The 4134-nt window shown below is 67.9% G+C and carries 3 protein-coding genes and 1 pseudogene; all 4 read left to right on the top strand.

Features of this window, described 5'->3' with window-relative positions; all coding sequences use genetic code 11:
• Window positions 1-457 precede the first annotated feature (457 nt).
• The 4 genes and pseudogenes from ACIBJI_RS42170 (at window position 458) to ACIBJI_RS42155 (ending at window position 3738) form a co-directional block, all read left to right on the top strand.
• Complete coding sequence (locus tag ACIBJI_RS42170; RefSeq protein ID WP_364346992.1) at window positions 458-1573, top strand: folate-binding protein; 1116 nt, start codon at window positions 458-460, stop codon at window positions 1571-1573.
• A pseudogene (locus tag ACIBJI_RS42165) lies at window positions 1573-2208 on the top strand (MOSC domain-containing protein); the annotation flags it as partial. The gene ACIBJI_RS42170 and the pseudogene ACIBJI_RS42165, both read left to right, overlap by 1 nt.
• 200 nt (window positions 2209-2408) lie before the next feature.
• Window positions 2409-3350 (top strand): asparaginase, encoded by a 942-nt coding sequence (locus tag ACIBJI_RS42160; RefSeq protein ID WP_397088799.1) that lies wholly within the window; start codon window positions 2409-2411, stop codon window positions 3348-3350.
• A gap of 175 nt (window positions 3351-3525) precedes the next feature.
• Window positions 3526-3738, top strand: coding sequence for a DUF3073 domain-containing protein (locus ACIBJI_RS42155; protein ID WP_040686370.1), 213 nt, complete (start codon window positions 3526-3528; stop codon window positions 3736-3738).
• The last annotated feature ends 396 nt before the right edge of the window (window positions 3739-4134 follow it).

Here is a 4134-nt window from a genome sequence, read left to right as displayed (position 1 = left end):
CTCGCGTCCGAGCCGTCGAGACTCGCGCCTGCGGCGCATGCGCTTCGACGGCTCGGACGCGAGACGGGCCGCGAACGGGTCGCTCGTAAGACTCGCTCCGTTGGGGTCGGTGATGGCAGGGCGTTCGGCACCTGATGCACGCGTGCCGGAAGGCGAGACTCGCGACTTCGTTGCCTGCGCTTCGACGGCTCGGACGCGAGACGGGCCGCGAACGGGTCGCTCGTAAGACTCGCTCCGTTGGGGTTGGTGATGGCAGGGCGTTCGGCACCTGATGCACGCGTGCCGGAAGGCGAGACTCGCGACTTCGTTGCCTGCGCTTCGACAACTCAGAAGCGAGACAGACCACGAACTCCTCGCTCGTAAGACTCGCTCCGGTGGTCGCGGAGAAGTAGACGGCGTGCACGACTGGACAGGCCGCTGAAAGCGAGCAATAAGGTTCGCGCTTAGAGTGGTTTACGTGTCCGTGCTCGTCACACCCAGTCCTATCCTCGCTGTCCCGGGCGCCGTCGCGGGCGCGGCCGGTTCGCCGGATGCCGCTGTCGCTTGGCATTACGGGGATCCCTTCCGAGAGCAACGCGCCGCCGCGGAGCGGGTGGCGATCGTCGACAGGTCGCATCGCTTCGTCCTGAAAATCACCGGGGCCGAGCGGCTGACCTGGTTGCACACCATCAGCAGCCAGCACATCGCGAGCCTCGGCGACGGTCGGTCCGCCGAGAACCTGGACCTCGATCTCAACGGCCGGGTGCTGCACCACTTCGTGCTGACCGAACTCGACGGCACCGTGTGGATCGACACCGAGGGCGAGCACGGATCTGCGCTGCTGGAGTTCCTGACGAAGATGGTCTTCTGGGCCGATGCCAAACCGGTCGAGGCCGCCGATCACGCGGTGCTGAGCCTGCTCGGCCCGCGCACTACCGAATTGACCGAAGCGCTCGGCATTTCCACTCTCCCGGAGACCTACGACGCGGTGCCACTGCCGGACGGTGGGTTCCTGCGCCGCATGCCGTGGCCGACCGCGGACTCCTTCGATCTGGTCATCCCGCGCGACCAACTCGCCGACCGCTGGGCCCGCCTCACCGCGGCGGGCGCCGAACCCGCGGGCATGTGGGCCTTCGAGGCACTGCGCGTCGCGTCGGTGCGCCCCAGGATCGGACTCGACACCGACGAACGGACCATCCCGCACGAGGCCCGCTGGATCGGCGGCATCGCCGAACACGGTGCGGTGCACCTGGACAAGGGCTGCTACCGGGGGCAGGAAACCGTGGCCCGAGTGCACAACCTGGGCAAGCCGCCGCGCCACCTGGTGCTGCTGCACCTCGACGGTTCCGCCGACGAGCGCCCGACCACCGGCACGGAAGTAACCGCAGGCGGTCGCGCCGTCGGGCGACTCGGCACCGTCATCGATCACTACGAATTCGGTCCCATCGCACTTGCTTTGATCAAACGGACCATCCCGACCGACACCGAACTGATAGCGGGCCCGACCGCTGCCGCCATCGATCCGGATTCGGTCCCATCCGACGAGGCGCCCCAGGCGGGTCGGATCGCCGTCGACCGGTTGCGTGGCCGTTGATGCAGTCCGATAGCGCTCGGGTGCTTGCCGTGTGCGTCGTCCATGCCGAGTCGGAGGTGCCGACCCGCGTCGGCCGCACGGCCATCGACAAGCGACCCATTCCCCATCGCGTCGCCGCGCGTGCCCACGGTCTCGACGGCGATTACGTATGCGACACCAAGAATCACGGCGGCGTACATCAGGCCGTCTACGCCTACGCCGAGGAGGACGCTCGGCGCTGGGGCGAGGAACTCGGCCGCGAACTGCCCGCGGGTTGGTTCGGCGAGAATCTGCGCATCTGCGGGCTGCCGGTCAGCGATGCGGTGATCGGTGCGCGCTGGACCATCGGTGACACCCTGCTCGAGGTGAGCGCACCCCGCGTGCCGTGCTCGACCTTCCAGCACTGGTCCGGTGAGTCCCAATGGGTCAAGCGATTCACGCTGCGCAGCGATACCGGCGCCTACCTGCGCGTTCTCACCGAGGGCACGATCGGCGCAGGCGACGAAGTTCGCATTGTGCACACGCCCGAGCACGGCATCACTGTCCGCGACCTGTTCACCGGCGACGATCCCGATCTCCTGGCCATTCTGCTCGCGAACGAACCGACCATCTCCGATGATGTGCGCATGCAGATCGAGCGCCATGGCCGCCGCCACACCAATGCCACCCGCGCCCGCGAGCGGCGGATCGATGTGGCGAACGCGCGCGAGCACCGGGCCAACGCCGCAGGCACCCCCCAGCAGCTCGATGCGGCAGGCACCCGCCGGCATCAGGTCGACGCGGCAACCGCGGGCGAGCACCGGGGCCGTGTGACGAGCGCCCGCGAGCAGCACGTCGAACCGACAGGAGCCGAGCTATGACCGTCGAACTGGTCGAGGTGGTCCGCTCCGGCTTCCGCGAATGTGTGCACAGCGGTTCGGTGGTGATCCTCGCCGCCGACGGTGAACCGACCCTTGCGCTCGGCGAGGTGCACGTCCCGATCTTCCCGCGCTCCACCAATAAGCCCATGCAGGCAATCACCCTGCTGCGCAACGGCTTCGAACCACTCGACGATGCCGAGTTGGCCATCGCGACCGCCTCGCACTACGGCGAACCCGATCACGTCGCCTTGGTCGAGCGTCTGCTCGACCGTTTCGGCTTCGACGAGAAGGCCCTGGAATGCCCGCCCGACCTGCCGCAGGATGAGCGCGCACGGACCGAGGCGCCCGAACCCCGCCGCGTGTACATGAACTGTTCCGGTAAGCACGCGGCCATGCTCGCCACCTGCGCCGTCAACGGCTGGCCCACCGAGGGCTACCTGGACCAGGCACATCCGCTGCAACAGGCGGTGATCGCCACCATTACCGACCTCACCGGCGAACCCGAAACGGACCTCGGCATCGATGGCTGCGGACTGCCGATCATCCCGGTCTCACTGGTGAATCTGGCCCGGGCCTTCGCGGCCATGGCTACCGCCGCGCCCGGCTCACCGCAGCGGCGCGTCGCCGATGCGATTCGCGCCAACCCGCGAGTGATTTCCGGCACGAACGCACCCGATTTATTGACCATGCAGGCCACCCCCGACCTGGTCTGCAAGATCGGCGCGGACGGTGTGCACGCGGGCGCGCTACCGGACGGAACGGCCTTCGCGTACAAGATCGCCGATGGTCACGACCGCGCGCGAATCCCCCTGACGCTGGCCATTCTGCATCGCATGGGCATCGAATGGACCACCGCGCACGCCGAACTCGCGGCGCCGCCGGTGCTCGGCGGCGGCACCAGGGTCGGGGTCATCCGAGCGATTCCCGGGGTCATCTGAGGGCGCGGCCCGACGGCGACAACCGGGCAAACGGCACCACTTCCGGAGTTGTTCCCCCACTCCTGGAAGCGCGACTGCCGGACACACGCTAAAGTGTCTGTCAGGAAGAGTATTAATTCGAACGGGGCCGCCAACAAACCCCAGGCCGCCCCGCAGTGACGCGAGGGGGTCAGCCATGGGCCGTGGCCGGGCTAAGGCAAAGCAGACCAAAGTCGCACGCGAGCTGAAGTACAGCTCCGCTCCGACTGACTTCGCGAGCCTTCAGCGCGAGCTTTCGGGTAGCCCCACCTCCCAGCGGAGTGGTGGTGTGCTGTCCGATGAGCACGACGCGGACGAATCCTCATCCCGCTGGGACGAGGACGACGACTACAAAGACTGGCGCCGCTGACTCGGTAGACGACGAAGGGGGAGGCCGACGGGCCTCCCCCTTCACCCGTTGACGCCGCGTGACCGGACTAACCATTCGAGGCTTGCACAACAACAGCGTCCCGCATCCGACGATGCGGGACGCTGTTGTGAATTTCCGTGCGCGACGAACGGAACCACAATGCGCGAGTCTTACGAGCGACCCGTTCGCGGCCCGTCTCGCGTCCGAGCCGTCGAAGCGCATGCGACACAGGCACGGGGCCCGCTCGCCTGGCGCGTGTCCATCAGGCGCCGAACGCCCCGCCATCAGCGACCACCACGGAGCGAGTCTTACGAGCGACCCGTTCGCGGCCCGTCTCGCGTCCGAGCCGTCGAAGCGCATGCGACACAGGCACGGGGCCCGCTCGCCTGGCGCGTG

It is taken from the genome of Nocardia sp. NPDC050408, from assembly GCF_044458905.1.
Classification (GTDB): Bacteria; Actinomycetota; Actinomycetes; order Mycobacteriales; family Mycobacteriaceae; genus Nocardia.
This window is presented reverse-complemented; position numbering and strand designations above follow the sequence as displayed.